Source organism: Spirillospora albida (assembly GCF_000718255.1).
Taxonomy (GTDB): domain Bacteria; phylum Actinomycetota; class Actinomycetes; order Streptosporangiales; family Streptosporangiaceae; genus Spirillospora; species Spirillospora albida.
In genome coordinates, this window is record NZ_JOFJ01000005.1 from 204,573 (window position 1) to 226,859 (window position 22,287).

Annotated in this window: 21 protein-coding genes; 9 read left to right on the plus strand and 12 right to left on the minus strand. The window is 68.9% G+C overall.

Annotated features, from left to right (window positions below; translation table 11 throughout):
- Nucleotides 1–12: 12 nt before the first annotated feature.
- Complete coding sequence (locus IE99_RS0108935; RefSeq protein ID WP_030166534.1) at nt 13–1,665, minus strand: ABC-F family ATP-binding cassette domain-containing protein; 1,653 nt, start codon at nt 1,663–1,665, stop codon at nt 13–15.
- Nucleotides 1,666–1,750: 85 nt separating this feature from the next.
- Between IE99_RS0108935 and IE99_RS0108940 the strand changes: the two genes are divergently transcribed.
- The gene (locus tag IE99_RS0108940) at nt 1,751–2,938 is read left to right on the plus strand and encodes an amidohydrolase family protein (protein WP_030166537.1); all 1,188 of its coding nucleotides are present in this window, start codon (nt 1,751–1,753) and stop codon (nt 2,936–2,938) included.
- 83 nt (nt 2,939–3,021) lie between these two features.
- Entirely contained in the window at nt 3,022–3,570 is a 549-nt protein-coding gene (locus tag IE99_RS0108945) for a hypothetical protein (RefSeq protein WP_030166539.1), read from the plus strand.
- 16 nt (nt 3,571–3,586) lie between these two features.
- On the opposite strand, the gene IE99_RS0108950 is transcribed toward IE99_RS0108945, so the two are convergent.
- Nucleotides 3,587–3,946 carry a DUF6221 family protein gene (locus tag IE99_RS0108950; RefSeq protein ID WP_037558944.1) on the minus strand — a complete coding sequence of 120 codons (360 nt, stop codon included), beginning with the start codon at nt 3,944–3,946 and terminating at the stop codon, nt 3,587–3,589.
- A gap of 165 nt (nt 3,947–4,111) precedes the next feature.
- Between IE99_RS0108950 and IE99_RS30160 the strand changes: the two genes are divergently transcribed.
- From IE99_RS30160 to IE99_RS0108965, 3 genes are all read left to right on the plus strand, one after another.
- Entirely contained in the window at nt 4,112–5,950 is a 1,839-nt protein-coding gene (locus IE99_RS30160; protein WP_051712301.1) for an alpha/beta hydrolase, read from the plus strand.
- Between the two features lie 56 nt (nt 5,951–6,006).
- The gene (locus IE99_RS31765) at nt 6,007–6,615 is read left to right on the plus strand and encodes a hypothetical protein (RefSeq protein ID WP_157610150.1); all 609 of its coding nucleotides are present in this window, start codon (nt 6,007–6,009) and stop codon (nt 6,613–6,615) included.
- 196 nt (nt 6,616–6,811) lie between these two features.
- A complete protein-coding gene (locus tag IE99_RS0108965) occupies nt 6,812–7,501 on the plus strand; it encodes a response regulator transcription factor (RefSeq protein WP_030166545.1) in 690 nt (229 codons plus the stop codon).
- Nucleotides 7,502–7,523: 22 nt separating this feature from the next.
- On the opposite strand, the gene IE99_RS0108970 is transcribed toward IE99_RS0108965, so the two are convergent.
- Together IE99_RS0108970 and IE99_RS0108975 are read right to left on the minus strand one after the other, a co-directional pair.
- Entirely contained in the window at nt 7,524–7,898 is a 375-nt protein-coding gene (locus IE99_RS0108970; protein WP_030166548.1) for a DUF6223 family protein, read from the minus strand.
- Between the two features lie 55 nt (nt 7,899–7,953).
- On the minus strand, nt 7,954–10,029 hold the full coding sequence (locus tag IE99_RS0108975; protein WP_245623120.1) for an MMPL family transporter: 2,076 nt from the start codon (nt 10,027–10,029) through the stop codon (nt 7,954–7,956).
- A 282-nt stretch (nt 10,030–10,311) separates the two neighbouring features.
- On the opposite strand from IE99_RS0108975, the gene IE99_RS0108980 reads away from it, so the two are divergent.
- A complete protein-coding gene (locus tag IE99_RS0108980; protein ID WP_030166552.1) occupies nt 10,312–11,523 on the plus strand; it encodes a sensor histidine kinase in 1,212 nt (403 codons plus the stop codon).
- A 29-nt stretch (nt 11,524–11,552) separates the two neighbouring features.
- Here the strand turns inward: IE99_RS0108980 and IE99_RS0108985 are convergent, their stop codons facing one another.
- A complete protein-coding gene (locus tag IE99_RS0108985; protein WP_211258761.1) occupies nt 11,553–12,284 on the minus strand; it encodes a M48 family metallopeptidase in 732 nt (243 codons plus the stop codon).
- A 53-nt stretch (nt 12,285–12,337) separates the two neighbouring features.
- A complete protein-coding gene (locus IE99_RS0108990) occupies nt 12,338–15,589 on the minus strand; it encodes a type I restriction endonuclease subunit R (RefSeq protein ID WP_037558993.1) in 3,252 nt (1,083 codons plus the stop codon).
- A gap of 279 nt (nt 15,590–15,868) precedes the next feature.
- On the opposite strand from IE99_RS0108990, the gene IE99_RS0108995 reads away from it, so the two are divergent.
- On the plus strand, nt 15,869–16,819 hold the full coding sequence (locus tag IE99_RS0108995; protein ID WP_030166563.1) for a zinc-binding dehydrogenase: 951 nt from the start codon (nt 15,869–15,871) through the stop codon (nt 16,817–16,819).
- A gap of 72 nt (nt 16,820–16,891) precedes the next feature.
- Here IE99_RS0108995 and IE99_RS31065 read toward each other — a convergent pair whose 3' ends face one another.
- Both IE99_RS31065 and IE99_RS30165 read right to left on the minus strand, forming a co-directional pair.
- The gene (locus IE99_RS31065; protein WP_084219384.1) at nt 16,892–17,095 is read right to left on the minus strand and encodes a DUF397 domain-containing protein; all 204 of its coding nucleotides are present in this window, start codon (nt 17,093–17,095) and stop codon (nt 16,892–16,894) included.
- A complete protein-coding gene (locus IE99_RS30165; protein WP_051712304.1) occupies nt 17,092–17,904 on the minus strand; it encodes a helix-turn-helix domain-containing protein in 813 nt (270 codons plus the stop codon). Before IE99_RS30165 ends, IE99_RS31065 begins: the two co-directional genes overlap by 4 nt.
- Nucleotides 17,905–18,017: 113 nt before the next feature.
- Between IE99_RS30165 and IE99_RS0109005 the strand changes: the two genes are divergently transcribed.
- Both IE99_RS0109005 and IE99_RS32380 read left to right on the plus strand, forming a co-directional pair.
- Entirely contained in the window at nt 18,018–18,440 is a 423-nt protein-coding gene (locus tag IE99_RS0109005) for an ATP-binding protein (protein WP_030166568.1), read from the plus strand.
- A gap of 172 nt (nt 18,441–18,612) precedes the next feature.
- Complete coding sequence (locus IE99_RS32380) at nt 18,613–19,311, plus strand: HAD family hydrolase (protein ID WP_281176513.1); 699 nt, start codon at nt 18,613–18,615, stop codon at nt 19,309–19,311.
- 38 nt (nt 19,312–19,349) lie between these two features.
- Here the strand turns inward: IE99_RS32380 and IE99_RS31770 are convergent, their stop codons facing one another.
- From IE99_RS31770 to IE99_RS31075, 4 genes are all read right to left on the minus strand, one after another.
- Nucleotides 19,350–19,886: a hypothetical protein gene (locus IE99_RS31770; RefSeq protein ID WP_157610152.1), complete on the minus strand. Its 537-nt coding sequence runs from the start codon at nt 19,884–19,886 to the stop codon at nt 19,350–19,352.
- A 37-nt stretch (nt 19,887–19,923) separates the two neighbouring features.
- The gene (locus IE99_RS0109015) at nt 19,924–21,279 is read right to left on the minus strand and encodes a hypothetical protein (RefSeq protein ID WP_030166572.1); all 1,356 of its coding nucleotides are present in this window, start codon (nt 21,277–21,279) and stop codon (nt 19,924–19,926) included.
- Nucleotides 21,280–21,497: 218 nt separating this feature from the next.
- The gene (locus IE99_RS0109020) at nt 21,498–21,770 is read right to left on the minus strand and encodes a WXG100 family type VII secretion target (RefSeq protein ID WP_030166575.1); all 273 of its coding nucleotides are present in this window, start codon (nt 21,768–21,770) and stop codon (nt 21,498–21,500) included.
- A 161-nt stretch (nt 21,771–21,931) separates the two neighbouring features.
- Nucleotides 21,932–22,195, minus strand: a complete 264-nt coding sequence (locus tag IE99_RS31075; RefSeq protein WP_084219387.1) for a prefoldin domain-containing protein — start codon at nt 22,193–22,195, stop codon at nt 21,932–21,934.
- Nucleotides 22,196–22,287: the final 92 nt, after the last annotated feature.

Here is a 22,287-nt window from a genome sequence, read left to right on the forward strand (position 1 = left end):
CGGCCGCCCGGTTCAGCCGGCCGCCGGGGCGAGGTCGTCGGTCACGCGGCCGCCCGCGACGGTGAGGCGGCGGGTGGTGCGGACCGCCCGCAGCATCCGGCGGTCGTGCGTGACCAGCAGCAGCGTGCCCGCATAGGACTCCAGCGCCGCTTCGAGCTGCTCGATCGCCGGCAGGTCGAGATGGTTGGTCGGCTCGTCCAGCACCAGCAGGTTCACGCCCTTGGCCTGGAGCAGCGCGAGGGCGGCGCGGGTCCGCTCGCCCGGTGACAGGGTGGCCGCCGGGCGCAGGACGTGCGCCGCGCGCAGACCGAACTTCGCCAGCAGCGTGCGGGCCGGCTCGGGATCGAGCCCGGACGCCCCGCCGAACGCGTCGATCAGCGGCGCGTCCCCGAGGAACAGGCCGCGCGCCTGGTCGACCTCGCCCACGACCACGCCGGGCCCGAGCGCCGCGTCCCCCTCGTCCGGGACGACCCGGCCGAGCAGGGCCGCAAGCAGCGTCGTCTTGCCCGCGCCGTTCGCGCCGGTGATCGCGACGCGGTCCGCCCAGCCGATCTCCAGGTCGACCGGGCCGAGCGTGAACGCGCCGCGCCGCACGACCGCGCCCCGCAGCGCCGCCACCATCGCGCCGGACCGGGGCGCGGCGGCGATCTCCATCCGCAGCTCCCACTCCTTGCGCGGCTCCTCGACGGCCTCCAGCCGCTCGATGGCCCGCTCGGTCTGCCGCGCCTTCGCCGCCTGCTTCTCGCTCGCCTCCGACCGGAACTTCCGGCCGATCTTGTCGTTGTCGCCGGCCTTGCGGCGCGCGTTGCGGACGCCCTTGTCCATCCAGGCGCGCTGCGTCCGGCCGCGCTCCTGGAGCGCGGTCAGCGTCCCGGCGTACTCCTCGTACTCGGCCCGCGCGTGGCGGCGCGCGACCTCCCGTTCGGCGAGGTAGGCGTCGTACCCGCCGCCGTAGAGGTTCACCTGCCGCTGGGCGAGGTCCAGTTCCAGGACGCTCCCCACGGTCCGGGCGAGGAACTCGCGGTCGTGGCTCACCACGACCGTTCCCGCCCGCAGGCCGGTGACGAACCGCTCCAGCCGTTCGAGCCCGTCCAGGTCGAGGTCGTTCGTCGGCTCGTCCAGCAGGAACACGTCATAGCGGCTGAGCAGCAGCGACGCCAGCCCGGCCCGCGCCGCCTGCCCGCCCGACAGCGCCGTCATCGGCCGGTCGAGCCCGGCGTCCAGCCCGACCTCCGCGACGACCTCGCCCGCCCGGTCGTCCAGGTCCGCGCCGCCGACGGCCAGCCACCGCTCCAGCGCCGCCGCGTACTCGTCGTCGGCGCCGGGCCGTCCCTCGACGAGCCCTTCGGTCGCCGCGTCCAGCTCCGCCTGCGCCCGCGCGACCCCGGTCCGGCGCGCGAGGAACCGCGCGACCGTCTCCCCCGGCCGCCGCTCGGGCTCCTGCGGCAGGTACCCGATGACGGCGGACGCCGGATTGGCCTGGACGACCCCCTGCTCGGGCTCGGCGAGCCCCGCCAGGATCCTCAGCAGCGACGACTTCCCGGCGCCGTTCCCGCCGACGAGCCCGACGACGTCCCCCGGCGCGACCACGAGATCGAGCCCGGAGAACAGCGCCCGGTCCCCGTGCCCGGCCGCGAGATCCTTCACAACAAGAGTGGCGCTCATAGGCCCTCAACGCTATCCGCCGCCGGGACCGGCGCCGCCCCGCCGGACCTTGTCCCGCCCCGGCCCCGACTTCACACTCGAAGGCATGCGCGAACTGCTCCTGCGCGGGGGAACACCCTGGCGGCATCCCGGCCCGGCCGACGTCCTGGTGCGCGACGGGACGATCACCGCGATCGCACCGCGGTTGACGGAGCCCGGCGCGGAAGTGATCGACATCGCCGGACGCCTCGTCCTGCCCGGCCTGGTCGAGGCCCACTGCCACCTGGACAAGACCCTGTACGGCCGCGAGTGGGAGCCCCATTCCGCCGGGGACGCCCTCGCCGACCGGATCACCAACGAGCGGACCCGGCGCGGCGGACTGGGCCTGCCCGACCCCGACAACGCCGCCGCCCTGCTGGAGCGGATGGTCGCCTACGGCACGTCCCACGTCCGGACGCACACCGACGTCTACGCGGGCGCCGGGCTGGACGGTGTCGAGGCCGTCCAGGAAGCGGCTCGGCGCCTGGACGGACGGGTCACCGTCGAGCAGGTCGCGTTCCCCCAGAGCGGCATCCTGCGGAACCCGGGCACCGCCGAACTCCTGGCCGAGGCGCTCAAGTCGGGCGTGTCCACCATCGGCGGGATCGACCCCGCCGGCATGGACCGCGACCCCGTCCGCCACCTGGACGTGGTGTTCGGCCTGGCCGAGCGGTTCGGCGCGGGCATCGACATCCACCTCCACGACGGCGGCGCCCTGGGCGCGTTCGAGCTGGAACTGATCATCGAACGGACCCGGGCGACCGGCCTGACCGGCAGGGTGACGGTCAGCCACGCCTACGCGCTGGGGCAGATCGACGCCGCCCACCAGGACCGCCTGGCCGCCGGTCTCGCCGAGGCCGGCATCACCGTGACGACGGCGGCCGTGTTCGACTTCCCGGTCCCGCCGCTCAAGCGGCTGCGCGCCGCCGGGGTGACCATCGCCTGCGGCCACGACGACATCCGCGACCTGTGGAGCCCCTACGGCAGCGGCGACATGCTGGAGCGCGCCATGCACGTCGCGTACCGCAGCGCGTTCCGCCGCGACGAGGACATCGAGATCGCCCTGGACGCCGCCACCCACGGCGGCGCCCGCGCCCTCGGCCTGCCCGCCTACGGCCTGGCGGAGGGCTCCCCCGCCGACCTGGTCGTCGTCACCGCCGACACTCCCGCCGCCGCGGTGGTCACCCGCCCGCCCCGCGACCTGGTGTTGAAGGCGGGCCGCGTCGTCGCCCGCGACGGCGAACCCGTCCGCTGAGGGGTCCGCACGGCAACGGGATCCAGCGCCGGGCGCGGTAATTCGCTTGGATCACCCCGGCGGGGGCGTCTACGTTCCTCTCCATGACCAAGTTGCCCGAGCTCTACCTGGCCGTCGACGTCGAGGCGGACGGCCCCATCCCGGGTCCCTACAGCATGATCTCGCTCGGCATCTCCGTCGTCGGCCGTCCCGACCTGGCCTTCTACACCGAGATCCGGCCGATCTCCGATGACTTCGTGCCGGCGGCGCTGGCGGTGTCCGGCCTGGACCGCGACCGCCTCCTGCGCGAGGCGCCCCCGGCCGAGGAGGCCATGGCCGCCGCCGCCGCGTGGATCAACGGGCTCCGCCGGACGGGACGTCCCGTCTTCCTCGCCGGCCCCGCCGTCTTCGACGGCATGTTCGTGCACTGGTACTTCATGCGGTTCCTCGGCAAGAGCCCGTTCAACGCGTCGGGCGCCGGGATCGACCTGCGCAGCTACTGGATGGGCATGACCGGCTGCGAATGGGTCAGCTCCCGCAAGAGCATCATCAAGGAGAAGCTGAAGATCGAAGGGCTCCCGCACACGCACCACGCGGGCGAGGACGCCGCCGAACTGGCTCAGGTCTTCCAGGCCATCCTCGACAGCCGCTGAGGCGTCCCGGGTCCGTTCACTTCGGACGCCACTCCTCCTGGTAGTCGGGGTGGTCGGCGTAGGGCAGGGCGATCAGGCGCGCGGTCTCGCACGGCCACCTCTCCCGCAGCATCGGCCTGTTCCGCTGGTCGAAGCAGGTCGGGCACACGCCGCGGTGGCTGTAGTGCGAGTCGAGCATCCGCCGCTTCGCGGCGACGTCGTCCATCACGCGGGCGGGGTCGTGCCGCGCGATGTGGAGCCTGGGTTCGATGGCCAGCTGGGGCGCGAGGACGGCGATCGCGTCGTCCGTCCAGTGGCTGTCCCCGGCGCACGCCCGAGCCAGCGCGTCGTCCTCGTCGAGTCGGGCTCGCAGGAATCCCGCCAGGTCAGTGTCCACGACGGACCATCCTGCCCGCGTGACCGGCGGCGGGCCAGCTTCACCGGCCCCGGGGTGTCCACGTCCGGCGGGACCCCCCGTGGCCACTTGGGGTCAAGGGGCGGCGGACGCGTACATCTCGGGCGTATCACGTGGTGAGGCCGCAGGTGGCATCCGGGAGGCGTCATGCCGACGCGGGACGAATACGAATCCGCGCTGCGCGGCATCGTGATGCTGTCGGGCGAGTACGCCTCCGCGCTGGATCGGGCCCACCGGATCCTCGCCGACGGCGCACTGGTGGGGCCGCACGCGGTGGCGCTCGAACGAGCGATGATCGACCGTGACCGGGGCGTCCGCACGGCATTCACGGACGCCTTCGAGGACGTCCGGTGCCGCGCGCTGCGGGAGCCGGGCGCTCCCCTGAGGGTGGCCTCGCCCAGCCCCGGCCGCCCCCCGGTCGGCAACGCCCGCGCCCGGCTCGGCGTCGCCGGCGGAGACGCCCGGCTGCTCGAGCGGCTGGACGCCGAGTTCGAGCTCACCGCGCAGGCATGGCTGGACGCCGCTCGCGCACTGGACCGGGTCCTGCTCGGAGTGGGAGCGGATCGCGCGGCGCCCCGCAGGCTCGACACGGCGAGCCGGTGGCTCACCGCGCAGGTACCCGACCTCCGGCGGCGCCGCGCCGAACTCCTGGAATCCGACAAGGCCGGCGCCGGTATCGCGGCGCTGACCGACATGCTGATCCAGCAGACCCGATTCGCCGTCCTCACCGCCCAGATGGAGAAGGGCGACCCGGAGTTGGCGGCGCGGCTGCGCAAAACCGGTGTGGACCTCTCCCTCATCCCTCTCCGGGACGGGGCGCGAGCGACGGCCGAATGGTGGAGGGGGCTGACGGCGGAACAGCGCAAGCTCTATATCGAGGCATTTCCACAGGTGATCGGATGGCTCGACGGTCTCCCGGCGCGCGACCGCGACCGCGCCAACCGGCTCACCCTCGCCAAACGCATCGACGAGCTCTCCACCAAAATGCTGCTCGTCCCGGAGCTGAGCCCGTACGAGAAACGCGATCTGCAGCGACTACGCACCCTCCAGGAGAAGATCCAGGGTTTGGACGCGCGGGCGGCTGCCGGTCGGGGCCCGCAGGTCTTCCTGCTGGGGCTCAACTCGACAACGGCGGGCCAATGGGACGGATACGGTCCGAAGCCCGACCCGCTCCGGTACGGTCCTCCCGGTTCGCAGTACCTACCCCCAGATGCCAAGAAGGTCGTCAGCAACTCCTCACCGGGCCCCGATGGGCGAGTCATCATCGCCCTTGGAGACCCGGACAAGGCTGCCCACACCGGCGTGTACGTCCCAGGGACGACGACCAAACTCGACGGTTTCAGCGGCGGTGACATCAATCGCATCGACGACCTCTGGCGGGCGGCGATGCCTGTGGCCGGCGGCCGGCCGGTGTCGACGATCGCGTGGCTGGGGTACGACGCTCCGGATTCACTGACGGATGCCGGCGACGGAAAGTACGCCGTCGAGGGCGGGCCCCGACTCGACCGGTTCATCGACGGCATCCGTGCCGCTCAGGGAGATGGGCACCGGCACCTCACCCTGATCGGACACAGTTACGGAAGCACGGTCATCGGCGCGGGCGCTCGGAGCGGGAACGGCCTCAATGTGGACGACATCATCGCCGTGGGGAGTCCCGGGATGAAGGTGGGGAGAGCCGATCAACTCCATATGTCTTCCAGCCGCGTTTGGTCAGAGCTGGCATCGGGCGACCACGTCGCCGACCTCGGACGCTCGTCCCATGGCGGAGGAGCTCAGCAGGGCCCCTTCCTGAACGGGCCTCCCGTAGTACCGTCCGACCCCCAGTTCGGCGCGCAGCGCCTCATCACCGACACGGAAGGGCACAGCGACTACTGGAAGTACGATGCCGTAAAGGGACCTACTCGAAGCCTGCTGAATCAGGCATTGGTGGTGGCGGGCGCACACACTGATCCGTACCGGCACAATGATCCGACGACCAAGCCTTGAGCACGGCCGGCAGAGAACGTCCACGCTGGGAGCAGATATTGCGATCATTCACCGTGATGGTGACGTTGGCCCTGGTAGGGCTGGGCGGTTGCAAAATGGTCAATCCAGGAGGGGACGGCGTGCCCGGTCTGCGAAACAACAACAATCTTCCGGTGGCCCATCCCCGCGAGGTGCACGCGAAGGTCGAAAGATTCAAGCAACAGCTTGACAGGGAATTTCGCAGCGCCGCGGTGGAGCCCGCGACGAAGGCAGGCATTCCAGGTCCCGTACCCTGCGGATATGACGAAGACCGCAGAGAAGTGCGACCTACAGAGTCGCCCGACGTCAATCCGTACCTGCAGCCCTGGTATGTCGACCACAGCCCTTACATGTTCACCTCCCACTCCTGGGCCACCGCCAAGAGCATCGCGGAAGCCGTCGCGGCATTGCAGAAGATCACCGATCGGTTGAAGCGATCGGGCTGGCGGATCGCCGCATTCAAACAGGACTCCAAAGGTCTATGGGAACTGGCGGCCGAAGCGCCGGGCGGCGGCTATGGCGCGTCCGCGCGAGCACCCATCCCGGGTCCGGGGAGCGAGCAGCGGGTTGTCTTCACCGTCTCGTCGTCCTGCTTCCGGCACCCGGACGCCCATCCGGCCGGCGGCCCAGCCAGCTCACCAGGGTGACCTGTTCGGCCGCCGCCGGGGTTCCGAGGGGAATCGGCCTACGCGGATCTGCGTGCGGGAACGGCCTTTGACCACGCTCCGCACCGTAGATGATCACGCGCGGAGGCGTATTCTGCGCCGCCCGTCCCGGCAATAGGATCCCCGGTATGCGACGCAGAGGCATGCGGTTCCCGGCGCCGGTCCGAGCGGCACGGCCGTGAACGCGGCGGGCGCGTCCTCGACCGGCGCTCCGATCAGGGTCCTGCTCGCCGACGACGAGCGGCTCGTGCGTTCCGGGTTCAAGGTGCTGATCGACGTCGAGGACGACATCGAGGTCGTCGGCGAGGCCACCGACGGCGCCGAGGCGGTCGAGCTGGCCCGCGCGACCCGTCCCGACGTCGTGCTCATGGACATCCGCATGCCGAGGCTCGACGGGATCCAGGCGACCCGCGAGATCGTCAGGACGCAGGGGCTCCAGCATGTCAGGGTCCTGATCCTCACCACCTACGAGACCGACGCGTACGTCTTCGAGGCGCTGCAGGCGGGGGCGAGCGGCTTCATGCTGAAGGACGCGGGGCCTGCCGAGCTCCTGCACGCCATCCGGGTCGTCGCCGCCGGGGACGCGCTGCTCGCCCCGCGCATCACCCGGCGGCTGATCGCCCAGTTCACCGCGGAGCGGGTCGCCGCGCGGGCCGGGGAGGACCGGCTGGCGGTCCTGACCCGGCGGGAACGCGAAGTGCTGGCCCTGGTAGGGCGGGGCCTGAGCAATGACGAGATCGGCACCGAGCTGTTCCTGAGCCCGGCCACCGCGCGCACTCACGTCAGCCACGCGATGGCGAAACTGGGTGCGCGGGACCGCGCGCAACTGGTCGTCATCGCCTACCGGACGGGCCTTGTGAAGCCGTAGCCGCGCGGTGGCCGGTCCGCGATCAGGGGGTGCGGCGGAGCGAACGGGCCAGCGCCATGGCGCCGATGGCCGTGGCGGCCAGGGCGAGCACAACGGCGACGATGGCGCCGCCCGTCCCGTTCCCGGTGCCGACGTCCGCGTCGGAGCCGGCCAGTGCGACCGAGCCGACGATGCCGCCGATCAGCCCGAACGCCACGGCGGCGAGGGCCAGACCCCGCCGGCCGGCGGAGCGGAGCGCCGGCACACCGGCGACCAGGCCGGCGAGCGCCAGCAGCACGGCCGCCGCGGAGACGCCCCGGCCACCGCCGCCGTCCTCCTGTGCGGCCGCCGGTGCGGCGAGTGCGGGCAGCATCGGCGCGGCCGCCGATGCGATGGTGAGCAAGCGACGGATGGGCATGGAATTTCCTTTCGGCTGAGTTGTGCGTTTCTGAGAAGGCGCAGGGGTCGCGAAGTCAGACCCCGACCTTCACCGGGGGTGCCGGGACCTGCTTCGGCGCGCGGCGTCCGGGCATCCACCAGTTGGCCTTGCCGCACAGCTCCATCACGGCGGGCACGAAGATCATCCGGACGAGGGTGGCGTCGATGAGCACGGCGGCGGCCATGCCCAGACCGCCCTGCTTGACCGCGATGTCGGGGCCGAGCAGCGAGGTGGTGAAGACCGCGATCATGATGGCGGCCGCGGCCGTGATCACCTTGGCGGTGCGGGCCAGTCCCTGGGCGACGGCCGCGCGGGTGTCGCCGGTCCGCTCGTACTCCTCGCGGACGCGCGAGATCAGGAACACCTGGTAGTCCATCGACAGGCCGAACAGGACCGGGAACATCATCATCGGGACCCAGGTCGTGACCGGCATGGCGGCGGGGAACCCGAGGGCCGGGCCGAACCACCCCCACTGGACGACCGCCACGACCACCCCGTAGGCGGCGCCGATCGACAGGACGTTCATCACCGCGGCCTGCAGCGCGATCGTGACGGACCGGACCAGCGCGATCATCAGCACCACCGCCATCGCGATGACGACCGCGATCATCAAAGGCAGGCGCGAGGCGGACTCCTCGGCGGCGTCGATGGTGCCCGCGTTCGGCCCGCCGACGAGGACGTTCGCGCCGCCGTCCGTCCGGGGCAGGACGTCGTCGCGGAGCTCGTGCACGAGGTCCGCGGTCGCCTCGTCCTGGTAGCCGGTCGTGGGGAAGGCGGCGAAGGTGACGGCCCGTCCGTCCGCGCTGGTCCGCGGCGGTGTGACGGAGGCGATGCCCTCGGTGCTCCTCACCGCTTCGACGACGGGGCCGAGATCGGCGGCTCCCGAGTCGATCCCGGCGGCGAAGACCAGGGGTGCCCCGTAGCCCGGACCGAAGCCCTCGGAGAGGATCTCGTACGAGATGTGGCTGCTCCGGTCGCGGGGCTGGACGCTGGCGTCGGGCTGGCCCAGCCGCATCGACAGCGTGGGGGCGGCCAGCACCAGCAGGATCCCGCCGGCGGTGAGCGCGGCGACCAGCGGCCTGCGCTGCACCAGGCCGGCCCAGCGTTCGGCCGGCGTGCGGCGCGGCGCGGCGACCGTCCGGCTCCGGCGGGACGCGCGGCGGGGCAGGCGCAGCGAGTCGATGCGGCGTCCGGTGAAGCCCAGGAACGCGGGCAGCAGCGTCACCGCGGCGATCATGGTGATGAGCACCGTGATGGACGTGGCGACGGCCACCCCGGTCATCAGCCGCTGTCCCATGACCAGCAGCCCCAGCAGCGCGATCACGACGGTCGTACCGGCGAACAGGACCGCGCGGCCCGCGGTGGCGATGGCGGTGACCGTGGCGTTCTCGGGGTCGTCGCCGTCACGGAGGGCGTCCCTGTAGCGGGTCACGATGAACAGCGCGTAGTCGATGCCGACGCCGAGCCCGATCATCGCGCCGAACACGAGGGTGAAGTCGGGGGCGGGAAGCACGTGCCCCACCAGTTTCGTCAGCGCGAGACCGGCCGCGATGGCCAGGAGGGCGGTCGCGATCGGCAGGCCCATGGCCACCAGCGACCCGAAGGCGATGAACAGGATCACCGCCGCCGCCAGGAGGCCGACGCTCTCGGCCGAGCCCTGCGGCGGCGTCTCGGCCCTCTCCGCCATGTACCCGCCGAGCGCGAGGGTGAGACCGCTGCCGGAGGCGTCCTTGACGGTGTCCACCAGGGGCTTGACCTCGCTCTTCTTCACCTCCTTGTCGCTCAGCGGGATGGTCGTCCGGGCGATGCGACGATCCTTCGTGACCAGAGTCGTGTCCTGGTAGGGCGACGTCACCGGACCGGTGACGGGTGAGGCGGCGAGATCGGCGACGGCCTTCTCGATCCTCTGTTTCGCGGCCGGATCGTCGATCCCCTTGTCGGCCCTGATCGCGAGGGTCAGCCTGTCGCCTTGTTCCTGGGGGAAGTGCCTTTCCATCAGTTCCTGCGCCCTGGCCGACTGCGAGTTCCCTCCGGAGAAGTCGTTGTCGGGCGCGGCGCCGTATCCGAAGCCGGCGAACGCGACGGCGACGACGCCGATGACCCAGGCCACGACGACCAGGCCCCGGCGGTGGAAACAGAATCGCCCGAGTCCCGCCAGAGTTCCGTCACGTGGAGTCCCGGTAGCCATTCATCCGCTCCTTTTCGATACGCGAAGGTGATCGGTCACAATGGCGATCGTCCCGGGAGCGAGGCGGGCACGGCCTCTGACGACGGATGGCGGCGTCTACGCAATCGGGCGTATCCCGGCCGTTCCGCGATGCGTCCCTCGGCGTAGCGGAGTCGCGCTCATGAGCGCAGCGTCGTCCGCGGGTCCGAACCATAGGATCGCGGCATGGAACTCCGCCCCGGGTCGTTGTCGCCGCGCGCGCTGGCCCAGGATGTGCTCCTCGCGCTCTTCATCACCGCGATGCAGGTGCAGGGCACACTCGCCCTCGCCGCCGCGAGGGGGACGGAGCAGCGCTCGCTCACCGACGCCGGATACCTCGGATTCGCGCTGCTGGCGGTCGGCGGCCTCGTCGTGGCCGTCCGCCGCCTGTGGCCGGTCCTGGTGTTCGCCACGACCGGGCTCGCCAGCGTGACCTATTACGTCCTCGACTTCCCGGACGGCTACGGCTGGCTCGGCCTCACCATCGCCCTCTACACCCTCGCCGCCTACGGCGACGGGCGCCGATCACTCGCGATCGCCGGAGGGGGCACCACGCTCATCGCCGCCGGGTGGCTGGTCGCGGGGGCCGACGTGCAGCCGCGCGAGGCCATCGGCTGGGTGTTCTTCCGCATCGGGGTCGCGGTGATGAGCACGACCCTCGGCGAGTCCGTGCGGTCCCGGCGGGTCATCGCGGCGGACGCCCAAGAGCGCGCGGAACTGGCGGAACGGACCCGCGAGGAGGTGGCGCGGGCGCGGGTCGACGCCGAGCGGCTCCGGATCGCGCGTGAGGTCCACGACACCGTCGCCCACGCCATAGCGATCATCAACGTGCAGTCCGGGGTCACCGCGCACGTGCTCGACAAGCGTCCCGAACGCGCGCGCGAGGCGCTGCAGATCATCGAGCAGACGAGTTCGCGGACGCTGCGGGAGATGCGGGCCATCCTCGGCGTCCTCCGCGGCACCGACGACGACCCCGTCCCGCATGCCGGCCTGGAGAAGATCGACGACCTCGCCACCGAGGCGCGCGCCGCCGGACTGGACGTCACGCTCGACATGGACCCGCCCGCGACGCCGCTGCCGAGCGCGGTGGACAGCGCCGCCTACCGGATCCTCCAGGAGTCGATCACCAACATCATCCGGCACACCGGACCCACCCGGGTGACGGTAGCGGTGCATCCGGGGATCGACCATCTGGAGATCCGCGTCACCGACCAGGGCCGTTCGAACGGCGCCGCCGCGCTCCGCCCGTCCGGCGACGGCGATGCCGGACGCGGGATCCTGGGCATGCGCGAACGCTGCCAGCTGCTCGGCGGGGAGCTCGACGCGGCGCCGACCCCGACCGGCGGCTTCGAGGTCATGGCCCGTCTGCCCCTCGCCCCCACCGGATCACTCATCTGACCAGCAAGCCGCCGCGCAGCCCGGAGCACTCAGGAAGGCAGCCATAGGTCGGGGCCGAGGCGGCGGAGATGCTCGCGGCGGGCCGCGTAGTCGGGCATGCTCCGCTCGACCAGCGCCCAGAAGCCGTCCCCGTGGTCCGGACGGGTCAGGTGCGCCAGTTCATGGACGAGGACGTAGTCCACGAGCGCCGGCGGCAGCTGCATGGTCGCCCAGTGCACGTTGACGCGGCCCTGAATCGTGCAGGACCCCCAGCGGTAACCCAGCGGCAGGACGCGCAGCTCGGTCACGGTGGCGCGCATCCGTTCCGCCCACGGCTCGATGCGGCGCGGCAGCCAGGTGCGGCCGCGGCGGGTGTACCAGCGGACCATTTCCGTGGACGCGTCAGGCACCGAGTCACGCAGCAACTCCAGCCGCCCCCGGACGAGCCGAACCGGCGCGGGCGCCTCGTCCACGAGCAGGAGCCGGTGGCTTCGTCCGAGGTAGGGAAAGCCTTCTCCGGTCACGAACACGCGGGGAGGGCGCCCTTCGCCGAGTTCGCGCCGCTCGGCGAGCTTCCCGTACAGCCACCGCCGCCGACTCTTGACGATCTTGACGAGGTCCGCCTCGCCGGTGCCGGGCGGGACGGTCGCGGTCACGGCGGCGTCGCGTTCGACGGTCAGCCGGACGGTACGGCGCCGTTCGCTGACCCGCACCCGTACCTCCAGGTCACCGACGTGGACGGTACCGGGAACGGGCGGCGGGGACGAGCGGGAGCTGTGCACTGTCCCAGCCTGCCATGCGGTCCGGACAACCACGATCGGCGCACCGCCCTGCCTCAGGTGCGGGGGATGTTCGCCCGGTTCCGGCTGATCACGCTCACGAGGTCGTCGGCCAGAGCGACCGCGCCGCCGGGGTCGATATCGTACCCGACGAGCTTCTGCACGATGTGCCGCTTGAGCCCTTCCTGGTTGACCTGCCCGCGCCAGAAATCGCGCCGCCGGGTCTCCACGATGGCGAGAGCGTAGATATCCCGGGCGATGTCGATGAGATGGCGGCCGCTCTCCTCGTCCTGGACGGCGTCCACGGCCGTCCCCTCCAGAAGCACCCCGTACAGGGCGCGCTCCAGAGGGCTGAGGGGGCCACCGTCGTCCTCCTCAGCGGCGCGCATGTCGTCGATCAGCCGCTGCAGTTCGCGGGCCCGCCGCTCCCAGTCGTCGGCGTACTCCTGGAGGATCTGCTCGAGCCGCTCGCTGAACTGCCGGTACAGGCGCGGGTCGCGTCCGGCGTTGACGTCGATGTGGTCGCGAGCGGCGTGCTCCATCTCGGACGCCCGCGCCCGCGCGTCCGGGAGGGCCGCCACCTTCTCGTCGAAGTCGTCGGCGGTCAGCGACACCGGCGGCAGCTTCTCGTCGATGCCGAGCGACACCAGGTGCTCGTCGATCAGCTCGCGGACCTTGGCGCCGTACAGGCTGGGGTCGAAGTCACCGCCGTCGATCCGGTAGCGGCGCCGCGCCCGCAGGGCGATCTCCGAGAACAGCCGCACGTCTCCCATGTATCGCCGGGCGGCAGGGTTCGGCATGACGGTGTCGACCGTTCCGAGGAACCGCTTCAATTCGGCCTCGAACCGGTCGAGCAGCATTCCGTCCTCGAGGAGCCGGACGCATTCCTCCAGCGTGTCGGCGCCGGGCGTGACGCCCCTGTCGCTGAAGAGCCCCCGGACGGATCGCGCCTGCGGCCCGAGTTTCGCGATCTCGTCGTGCAGTTCCTTGAGCGTCCCGTCGACGTCCTCGGACGCGTACTCCTTCAGCGCCTCGGCGAGGTGGTGCGTGACTCCGTAGTAGTCGACGACGTAGCCGCATTTCTTGTTCTCGGCGGTCCGGTTGACGCGGGCGACGGCCTGGAGCAGTTCCGCCTGCTTCAGCGACCGGTCGACGTAGAGGACCTGTTCGATTGGGGCGTCGAATCCCGTCAGCAGCATCGACTTCACGATGAGGAACGCGATCGGCCGCTCTCCTTCACCGGGCTCGCCGGGGAACGGCCGCTTGAACGCTTCGATCCGCGCTTCCTGCCGCCGCTCGTCGCTCCATTCGCTGAACCGCTGCTCGTCGTTGGACGTCCCCGCCGAGATGACGGGGACGAAGTCCATCGCCCGCAGCAGGTCGATGTGCTTCCACGCCTGCACCCGGGCGGCCTTCCGCGTGTTGTCGAGTTCCGCCGGGTCGACGCTCCGGAGGTGTTCGGGCAGCCGTTCCGCGTCCCGGACCATCTCGTCCCGTGCGGCCATGAGCGCCTTTCGGTACTTCACGGTGGCGAGGCGGCTGCCCGCGACGAGCTGCGCCTTGAACCCGCCGGGTAGGACGGTCGAGACGTAGTGCCGCAGCATGTGCCGGGCTTTCGCGGCGATCAGCTCGTCGGCCTCGAGGACGTCGCCGCGGGTGGCGTAGCGGCGCTGGAGGAGTTGGCGCTCCTCCTTGGTGTGTTCGGCGAACATGTCCTCGAAGACCTCGTCAAGGTCACGGCCGTCCCGGACGGCGCCCTTCACCGTGTGGCCCTCGTAGAAGATCTGGACGACGGCGCCGTCGCGCTCGGCGTCCGCGATCAGGTACTTGTCGATGAACGACCCGAAGATCTGCGTGGTCTTCTTCCGCTTCCCCATGATGATCGGGGTGCCGGTGAACCCGATGCGGGCGCAGTTCGGGAGAGCCTCGAGCAGGTTCATGTGCAGCGCGGAGCCGTGCGAGCGGTGGGCTTCGTCGATCAGCACCACGATCGACTCGTCGGCGTTCAGCTCGCCCAGCGACGGCGTCCGCTCCCCCAGCTCGCCGGTGCGCGCCTGCTGGTCCTGCTGCTTCTGGATCATCACGAACACGATGGCGGGGCCGTGCTCGGACAGCCGCGCCTTCGTGTCCCGGACGTTCTTCGCCGTCTCGACGGTCTCGCCGGTCAGCGCCATCGTGGCCCGCAGCTGGCCCTGCAGCTGGGTCCGGTCGGTGACGACGACGACCTTCATCGCGGCGAGGTCGTCGATGGACCGCATCCGCCGGACGAGGAAGGTCATCGTGAGGCTCTTCCCGGAGCCCTGCGTGTGCCAGATGATGCCGCCGCGCCGGTCGGCGTCCCCGTCGAGGGCCTTGGTGTCGCCGTTCAGGAGCCGTCCGATGGCCTTCTCCACCGCCCGGTACTGCTGGTACCGGGGGGCGATCTTGATGATGCCGCCGCTGTCGGCCGGCATGAACGTCACGTAGTCGTGGACGATCTCCAGGAGCCGTCTCGGGTCGAGGACAACGGCGGCGAGGCGGTCCTGCTCGGTGAGGTCGGCCTCGTCGCGGTCGAGGCGCGCGGCGAGGCCCTCGTCCGTGAGCGGGTACGCGTCGCGCCACGGCAGGTAGTGGTCGGGGTCGGCGGTGAACGTCCCGAGCCGGGCCCGTTCGCCGCAGGTCGCGATCGTCAGCTGAACGGTGTGGAACAGCCGACGGTTGCCCTCCCGCTTCCGCGCCCGCCGCCGCTCCGCGTACCGCCGGATCTGCGTGATGCCCTCCAAGATCGCGTCGCCCCTGCCCGGGCGCTTGCACTCCACGACGACGATCGGGATGCCGTTCACGAACAGCACTTCGTCGGGGACGATGTGCGCCCGCCCCTGCGTGCCGGGGATGTCCACCCGGAACTGGGACGCGACCACGAAGTCGTTGCGGTCCCAGTGCCGCCAGTCGATGAAGTGGACGCGCTGGTCACGGCCGCCGTCCCAGCCGGGCAGCCCTTCGACCGCCACGCCGTCCAGGAGGAGGGAGGTCGCATTCTGGTTGGCTTCGAGGAGACCGGCGGGGGCGATACGGGTCAGTTCGCCGACGGCCTGGGAGATGCGCTGATCGTCCAGCCAGGGCTCCCCGTCCGGCCGGAGGTTGATCTCCCGCAGGGCCGTCCGCAGCCGGTCGAGCAGGAACACCTCGGCGAACGACTCGCGCCCGGTGCGTCCGGGATCGGACGGGGCGAAGTCGCCTCTCTCCGCCCCGGCCAGGTGTTCCCACCCCATGTCCTCGAGCTGCCGGAGCAGCGGCTCTTCCACCAGCGTGTACTCGGGCCCCGCCACGAACAACCCCGCTCACCCCTGCCGCTCGTCACCGATCACTCCATCTTGCTCACGGAGCGCACGACACGCCACAGGAATTCACAAGCAGCCGGACATTTTCCCCTCAATTGCCAGTTCTCCCGGCCGTCCTGGGATGCCGCGCCGAAGGCCGGTCGAGCCGATCTCAGGGACCGACGCCGAGACAAGGCGTCGCCTCGCGCCCTGCGGACGCTTGACCTCGACCAAAGTCGAGGTTCCAGAATGATCTCCAGGAGCGATGCGGAAAGGCAGTGATCAGTGATGCGAGTCGTGCGAGTGGCGGAGTTCGGCGGCCCAGAGGTCCTGCGGGTGGAGACCGTTCCGGACCGGGCGCCCGAGCCGGGCGAGGCCGTCGTGGACGTCGAGGCCGCCGGGGTCCTGTCGATCGACACGGTGATCCGCGGTGGACGGGCCGGTGAGATCTTCCCGGTGCACCCGCCGTACGTGCCGGGGGTCGGTGCGGCCGGACGGGTCACCGCGGTCGGTGAGGGCGTCGAGCGGGAGTGGATCGGACGGCGCGTCCTCGCCGACGTCGAGAACGGCGCGTACGCGGACCGAGTCGTCACCGCAGTAGAGAACCTGATCCCGATCCCCGACGGCGTGGGAACCCGGGACGCGATGGCGTTGCTGCACGACGGCGCGACGGCCCTCGCCGTCTTCGACCGGGTGGACGTGCGACCCGGCGCAACTGTGCTGGTGCAGCCGGCCGCCGGTGGCCTCGGAAGCGTGCTCGTCCAACTCGCACACGCCGCCGGAGCTCGTGTGATCGGCGCCGCCCGAGGCGCGCACAAGGTGAAGGTGGTCGAGGAACTCGGCGCCGACCTCGTGGTCGACTACAGCGCACCCGACTGGCTCGACCGGGTCGGGCCGGTGGACGTGGCGTTCGACGGCGTCGGCGGCGACCTCGGCCGGGCTGTCCTCGCCAAGGTGGCGTCCGGCGGCACCTACTCCAACTACGGCTTCGCGGGCGGCGGGTTCACCGAGATCGATCAGGACGCGGAGGCACAGCGCGGGGTCACCGTGATCGGTATGGAGCAGCTCGCCGAGAACCAGCCCCACCGGCCCAAGTGGGCGCGGCTCGTCCTGGAGGAGGCGGCGGCCGGACGGATCCAACCCATCATCGGCCAGACGTTCCCGCTGGACCAGGCCGCCGAAGCGCACGCGGCACTGGAGAACCGCGCCACGATCGGCAAGACGCTGCTGCTGCCCTGACCACGTCCCTCGATCACATGCCCAAGACCGCTGGAATGCCGGACGCCGCCCAGGCCACACCGCTGGACGGCGTCAGGTGGCGTCCCGGCCCAGATTCAATTCACCACGACGGATGCGCCTCAACAGCCCACCGAACTCCCGAGAGCTGAACCCAAGCCGAGGACCATCGGGATCCTTGGAGTCCCGGAAGCCGATGCAGCCGCCAAGATCTGCCACCTCGACGCAGATATCATCGTTACCGCTACCGGTGTAGGAACTCTTCCGCCAATCGATCATTCGTACATCCTCTTAGTCTGCTCGATCAGATTCCGGGAGTCGTCCCGAGACAGGGCAAGCGCCCCGATTTGATCGAACTTTATCGCGAGGCCGGCGATCTCGTCACCGGCTTCGATCAGACGCCCGCCGATCTGGGCTGCCACATAAGCGACCTCACGCCCTCCCACCTTCAGGACCTGGAAGGCTCCATCGTGACCAGGGTGAGGTCCCGCCGCTCTGGGGACGACCCGGACAACCAGCCTCGGGTTGTCTTCGATGTCGATCAGGCGTTGCAATTGACCGCGCATGACCTCACGGCTACCGACCATGCATTCCAGGACCTCTTGGTCAATTAGAATCCAAACGTGAGGCGGTTCGGGCCGGGCGAGAATGGATTGCCGCTTCATTCGCGCCTTGCTTTCTGTCTCGGCTTCTCGGATGCGACCAGCCATCCAGAGAATTGATTGGGCGTAGGCTTCCGTCTGAACGAAAACGGGAAGATTCTTTCCGTTGTAGATCTTGATTACATCCGCCGTCTCCTCATATTGGACATATTGCTTGAACCAGACAGGATCGTGCCCCGTCTGCGCGTACCACAGGAGCCGAGTGAAGTGGCCGCCCGTCTTCCAAGCCTCATCGAGACGCTTCATATGATCGACGTGCGGCCTTAGCCGTCCCGCCTCCCAGTTGGATACAGTTCCGCGGGCTGCCCTGACGATCAGTCCGGTCTGAGCCAGCGAGAGCCCACGCTGAGTGCGGTAAAACCACAGGTCATGGGCCAGCCACGCCCACATCGACGACTTCGGATCGATCAATTCGCGCGCACTCATCCGCCCCTCCTGTGTATCTGGTTTTTCTGGATACAACGCACGGTAACCCGGCGATGCCGATCCTGTGAGGCGAATCGAGAAACAGGATGGCGGAGATGAATGATCTAGCTTCAATGCACGAAGCGCCCAACTCGGGTGAAATGCGGATGACTCTCCTTGCAGTCGGCACATCGGTAGTGCTGGCCCGAGAACTCGTCCGCTACGCCCTGGCAAACTGGGGCTACAGCCGAGCCCTGATCGATGACGCGGTCGTCGTCATGAGCGAAATCGTGACGAATGCCGTCAATGCGGCACCCTCTTGCCCGGTCCGCGTTCGGGTCGCTGTCCAAAGCGGCGCCCCTCTCCTGGAGTGCTGGGACCCGGCGCCCGAACTCCCCCAGGCCGGCGACGCCGAGTTCGATGCTCTCAGCGGCCGAGGCCTCGCGATCATCGCGGCCTATTCGAAGGACACCGGCGTCCGTCCGTCTGCCACCGGCGAGGGCAAGATCGTCTGGGCCCTCATGCCCACGGAAGGCCACGACCAGTTCCCCCCGTAGCAGTCATACGCGGACGGCGTGGTATTCGCCAAGGCTCGCGAGCCTGCGAATTACGCACCCTCCCGCCGCCATCAAGGTCACCGGACGGAGCAGGACACACCCCCGCCTCCTGACTTGCCAAGGAGGCGGGGGGCACTGCTGTTCAACTACGAACCCATCGAGGGCTATTCAAGTGTCAGCCTCATCGCATCGTGCCCCTAGGTCTGCAACCCGTGCCGTCCTGTTCGACATGAACGGCGTTCTCATCGACGACGAGGAGCTCCACCGCCAAGCCTTTCAGGACGTCTTACGGCAGACCAGCCCGCAGATGACCGACAAAGACTACGTCCGCTACTTCGTCGGACGAACAGACCGGGCAGGCTTCCAAGGCTTTTTCTCCGACCGGTGTCCGGACCGACTTGGCGAGATAGAGGAGCTTCTCGACCGCAAACTTGAGTTGTACCTACATCTGGCGGCAAGCAGCCTACGCAGCTACCCCGGCGCGACGGAACTCGTCAATGGATTGCATCAAGCCGGCCATGACCTCGCCGTGGTTACGAGCTCCACTCGACACGAGGTGGCCGTAGTACTGGACTTCCTCAACCTCAACGATGCCTTCACCACGGTTGTCACGGCCGAGGACGCGCGGAACGGAAAGCCCTCGCCCGCGCCCTACCTAACCGGCGCGACTCGCTTGGACCGTGCGCCGCATGAGTGCCTCGTCATCGAGGACTCCCCGAGCGGTATTACCTCCGCCAAGGCTGCTGGCATGACCTGTGCCGCAATCGCCTCAACACATGATCGAGAGCACCTCACGGACGCTGACGTGATTGTTGAGCGCATCTCTGATCTCACGGCATGTTCAATATTCCATCGACCGCGCTCGCAATGAATGACCTGTGCATCTCGGGAGAGCGTCGGACTGTTGAATCAGCGATGGACTACCCGCTGCAGCAGCCCCCAAGAAAAAACGACGTCATACGCGGACTCTTTAGATGCTAATCCACCTCGAAGTCCATATTCTTCATATGGAAGCCACACTTCTCCCTCCTCCAGAGGCCCGAACCATGTCGCGATTTCATCCTTCGTGAACATCCATGGCTTGAGTTCGACAGGATCTCCAGGCCTTGGCGGGGCAATCTCGGAAGACCGCAAGAATCGCGCTTCCGTCCATAGCCCCAAGTTATTGGCATCAACCTGAAATGTTAAGCCCGGCCAGGTATCAAAATCACACCGGACCACAATTGCATCTTGTCCCTCGCGCTCTTGCACCGAGGCATCCTCGCCAAGAATCTCGATGAGACTCTGAATCTGACCAGGCGCCAACTGAGTTGCATCTTGGACTTCTTGCCTGATGCGTTCAGCATCACTGGCGGATACCTGCAGCGTCTTAAGCGCGCGATCAATCAATGCCTGTTCAGTTGACATGGTTTTAATGAGATAGATCTCAAAGTCTCTTGCCTGCATCTCACACCTTCCCTCTTCTGGGCATTTCACCACCGGTTCAGCGTGCGATGAAGTCTATGACATTACCGCGTTCCGCCACCACCGACCCGTCCGGCCGTACGATCAAGACGATGTTCTGAGCTGCGATCTTGGGAAGGATTACTGTGCCTCCACCGACCGCAGCCGGGGTTCCTCCGACCTCACCGAATGCGGATTCGGCAGCTTTAACGGCGGCGCGTACCGCCTCGTCATGCGGCAAGCCCAGTTTCGTGAGCGCTTCAGCCAACCTATCTGGCTTCCCCGAACCGCGCGGCAACTTCTTGATCTCGGCCCCAATCTCAGCCGCACGCCTTTCGAACCACGGAATCTCTGGCGAGGGTGGGTGACCAGGCGATGTCCTTTGTGGAGGCTGAGGCTTGGGACTATCTGGCTCCTTTCCGGCAACTCTGATGTCTTCGGGGGGACCATTTGGGCGCGGCGCGGGGCCAGGCGGCTGCGTGGGAGAAGTCGCCGCTGGGCCTCCACCTCGAGAATGGTTGCCCAAATCTCTGGTTTTGGGGGCTTCTTCAGCGGCTTCATTGAGGGATTGGTCGGACTTGCGTGTGTCGGCGGCGGGAGTCTCGGGCTTTTGCTCGTGGCGGCGGAGGAGGGTGCTGAAGCGGGCGGTGATGCCGCTGCCGGCGCCGGTGCCCATGGTGGCGGCGGCGATGAGGGAGGGGACGGTCTCGCCGTAGGCCCTCATCGGGTCGGTCTTCCACTGCTCCCAGTCGACAATGGACTTCAGGAAGAGTCCAGGGTGCTGGACGGCCTGGTAGATCATCTTGGCCTGGCCGACCGGGCCGCGGTTCATCCAGCTGTCGCGGTTGGCGGCGAAGTAGAACGGCGCGGTCATGGGGTTGTTGGCCAGGCCGTAGAGGGTGAGGTCCTTGGTGCCCGTCGCGACGCCGGGGAGGAAGTGGTGGAACTGGGCGTCCCAGGCGGCTTGCAGCGGTGGCTTGCGCTTGGGGGTGTTCAGAAAGGTACGCACGCCTGTGATGGCGTTCTGGGTGATCTGCTGCTCGGCTTTGAGGAGTTCGGCGCGCCGACGCTCTACGTCCGCCTTCTGGGACGAGACCCGGCGGGCCGCGCCGCTGATGGTGCGGGCCGGGGTGGTGGGCAGCGCGAGCCCGGCGAGGATGCCGCTCAGGACGCGGGCGCTGCTCTCCCATGCGCCGGCCGCGCGGGTGAGTTCGGTGCTGAGCGCGGTCAGCGCCTGCGGTGAGCCGCTACCGACGCCTGGCGGTGTGCGGGGCGGGGGTAGCGGGCCAGGGATGTAGGGCTCGGGGACGCGGTTGCCGTGCTGGGCGGCCACACGGCGCACCTGCTCGAAGGCGTCGTAGAACGCGGTGCGGGCCTCGCGGTGCGCGGACACCATAGTGGCCGCCAGGCGTTCGGCCGCAGGGCCGACCAGAGCGCCCTCGTGCAAGAGGGTCTACGCGCGTTTGAGGGCGGGGCCGTGTTCTTCGGCCTGCTGGCGGACGCGCTGGAGGAGTACTGCTGCTTGTTCGGCCCGGTTCATCATGTCCCGTTCTCAAAGGGTGCTCGCCATTGAGAAGACCCGGCCCTGCGGGGGAGGGGCCGGGGGACGCGGAGTCAGCGGGTCGCGGCCTCGATGTTCTGCTGCGACTTCTTGATGTCCTGGCCGCCCTGCTCCAGGGCGATGGCCATCTTGTCGAACGCGGTCTTCGCCTCCGCCCACGCGGCACGGAAACGGTCGGCACCCGGCCCCCACCAGGCGTTCGTGCTGCTCACCGTCCGCCCGTTCAAGTCCTTGATCAGGGCATCGAGGTTGCGGGAGTGCTTGCTGAAGATCCGGGAGAGCTCCTCAAGCTCACCGATGTTCGCACCGCGCTTGTCACCGCTCATAGTTCGACCTCTCTCCTGACAGCTTGTGGAGAGAGCAGCCTAGTGCGCAAGGGAGCAAAAGTGAACAAAATGGCACCGCCGCGCCGGAGATGGCCACATGCGGCACGGGAGGCCCCGGGGGAGTCATGGATTTACACTGGCCATGCCCAGACTCGACGATCTCATCGTCCGTCGTTAGGCTCTACACGCTGGCGCTTCCATCTATCAATCACTTCTTGGGCCTGCTGTGCAGTGATTTCTACATAGTCTTCATCGTTGTGCCCCAGCCAATGCAGTACAAGGAACTCGGTCGGTTCCCATTGCATGTTTCTGGTGAACGCCTCGTCCGTAGGACGTGGCGTTGCATGTACTCGTCGAACTATTCCCGCAGGGCGACTAGGAGCAAAGCCTTCATCGAGGATGGCGTAGTAGGTTATCTCGGGCACTTGCGCTCCTTGTATAATACCTGCAGCATCTTAAGTGCGCGATCAATCAATGCCTGTTCAGTTGACATGGTTAATGAGATAGATCTCAAGGT

Coding starts and splice junctions, on each gene's coding strand:
- IE99_RS0109020 (WP_030166575.1), bottom strand. CDS start 21,770: ATGAGCGGTGACAAGCGCGGTGCGAACATCGGTGAGCTTGAGGAGCTC.
- IE99_RS0108980 (WP_030166552.1), top strand. CDS start 10,312: ATGGAACTCCGCCCCGGGTCGTTGTCGCCGCGCGCGCTGGCCCAGGAT.
- IE99_RS0108945 (WP_030166539.1), top strand. CDS start 3,022: ATGACCAAGTTGCCCGAGCTCTACCTGGCCGTCGACGTCGAGGCGGAC.
- IE99_RS0108935 (WP_030166534.1), bottom strand. CDS start 1,665: ATGAGCGCCACTCTTGTTGTGAAGGATCTCGCGGCCGGGCACGGGGAC.
- IE99_RS0109005 (WP_030166568.1), top strand. CDS start 18,018: ATGCACGAAGCGCCCAACTCGGGTGAAATGCGGATGACTCTCCTTGCA.
- IE99_RS0109015 (WP_030166572.1), bottom strand. CDS start 21,279: ATGGTGTCCGCGCACCGCGAGGCCCGCACCGCGTTCTACGACGCCTTC.
- IE99_RS30165 (WP_051712304.1), bottom strand. CDS start 17,904: ATGAGTGCGCGCGAATTGATCGATCCGAAGTCGTCGATGTGGGCGTGG.
- IE99_RS0108995 (WP_030166563.1), top strand. CDS start 15,869: ATGCGAGTCGTGCGAGTGGCGGAGTTCGGCGGCCCAGAGGTCCTGCGG.
- IE99_RS0108940 (WP_030166537.1), top strand. CDS start 1,751: ATGCGCGAACTGCTCCTGCGCGGGGGAACACCCTGGCGGCATCCCGGC.
- IE99_RS31765 (WP_157610150.1), top strand. CDS start 6,007: ATGGTGACGTTGGCCCTGGTAGGGCTGGGCGGTTGCAAAATGGTCAAT.
- IE99_RS31065 (WP_084219384.1), bottom strand. CDS start 17,095: ATGATCGATTGGCGGAAGAGTTCCTACACCGGTAGCGGTAACGATGAT.
- IE99_RS31770 (WP_157610152.1), bottom strand. CDS start 19,886: ATGCAGGCAAGAGACTTTGAGATCTATCTCATTAAAACCATGTCAACT.
- IE99_RS30160 (WP_051712301.1), top strand. CDS start 4,112: ATGCCGACGCGGGACGAATACGAATCCGCGCTGCGCGGCATCGTGATG.
- IE99_RS0108970 (WP_030166548.1), bottom strand. CDS start 7,898: ATGCCCATCCGTCGCTTGCTCACCATCGCATCGGCGGCCGCGCCGATG.